The 1,391-nt window shown below is 41.8% G+C and carries 2 protein-coding genes; both read left to right on the forward strand.

Annotated features, from left to right (window positions below; all coding sequences use genetic code 11):
- Positions 1 to 41: 41 nt before the first annotated feature.
- Positions 42 to 419, forward strand: a complete 378-nt coding sequence (locus L0659_RS26235; RefSeq protein WP_235129582.1) for a hypothetical protein — start codon at positions 42 to 44, stop codon at positions 417 to 419.
- Between the two features lie 32 nt (positions 420 to 451).
- The gene (locus L0659_RS26240; RefSeq protein ID WP_235129583.1) at positions 452 to 1,351 is read left to right on the forward strand and encodes an IS3 family transposase; all 900 of its coding nucleotides are present in this window, start codon (positions 452 to 454) and stop codon (positions 1,349 to 1,351) included.
- Positions 1,352 to 1,391 lie beyond the last annotated feature (40 nt).

The raw sequence follows: 1,391 nt of genomic DNA on the forward strand, positions 1-1,391 counted from the left end.
TGTATTACACTGAAATAGCCTTACAATAACCCTGTAAGCTTATGAAAGTGAATGGATTAATTGTTATCAAGAAAAATTACAAAAACAGTAAATTCCGATCTCAGGTTGTTGAGCTTTGCCGCTCGGGCATATTTTCTGACCAACAGCTTTTGAGCCAACTCAAAATTTCTCGAACTTCACTTAAGGCCTGGCATCGTTGGTACGTGCGATACCGTCTCGGCCGTTGGCTTAGAACTAAACCACGTGTTCCAATGAAAAAAGAATCTGATGAGCTCCTGGCTTTAAAACAGAAACTGGCGGCTGTTGAAAAGGAAAACGAGCGGCTTAAATTAAAGAATGAAGGATTGGAAATTATGATCAATATCGCTGAAAAGCAGTTTGACATTCCAATCCGAAAAAAGTCTGGACCCAAGCAGTAACGGAGTTGAGCTACCAGCGTCCCCTGGTGGCGATGAAAACATTATGCGAGCTGTTTGGGTATGGCCGTCAGGCATGGTATGAAGCCATAAAACGCAAAGATCGACGGGCTGATGACGAGCGGCTTTTAGTTGCTCAAGTTCGATTGATACGGTTACAGCATCATAAAGTGGGCGCTGAAAAACTATACTTTCAGATGAAAGACTGGTGCATAGCACATGGTATCAATATTGGACGGGATAAGTTTTTTAACATTTTGAGAGACAATGGCTTAATGATTCGAAGGAGGACAAGAAAAGCCATTACAACGAATTCGCGACACAACTTGCGCCGCTATCCAAACCTAATTCGAGACTTAGAAATCTCTGGTCCTAATCAATTATGGGTCAGTGATATGACTTATCTTACCCTCACCCGCGGCTTTGTTTACATGAGCCTGGTGACGGACGCATATTCTCGCAAAATTGTAGGCTGGTCAGTGCACAAATCTTTGCAGACCGAAGGGCCACTTTTAGCTCTGAAAAAAGCATTGAAAACCATAATGAGAACAGAGAATTTGAAGTTAATCCATCATTCAGACCGAGGAGTTCAGTACTGTTCGAGGTCGTACATTCAGCTTTTGAAGGATAATAAGGTCGATATCAGCATGACAGAAAATGGTGACCCCTACGAAAATGCGCTGGCAGAAAGGATGAACAGAACCCTGAAGGAAGAATTTTCTCTTGATCGGACTTTCTTCTCATATGAGCAGGCAAGGCAATTAGCGGCAGAAGCAATTGGATATTATAATCAGAAACGGCCACATGCCAGCTGCAATTACTTAACACCCGGCCAAGCTCATGAGTGTAACGGACCGATGTTAAAAAAGTGGAGACCCTCAAAAAGAAAGGTAAATGGAATATTACAAAATCGACTCGTTTACAAAATGGTGTAAATCTTAATTAAATCTGTAAGGTAAAATCAGCGTAATGCAA

The sequence above is a fragment of the Dyadobacter sp. CY347 genome, assembly GCF_021502655.1.
Lineage (GTDB): Bacteria > Bacteroidota > Bacteroidia > Cytophagales > Spirosomataceae > Dyadobacter.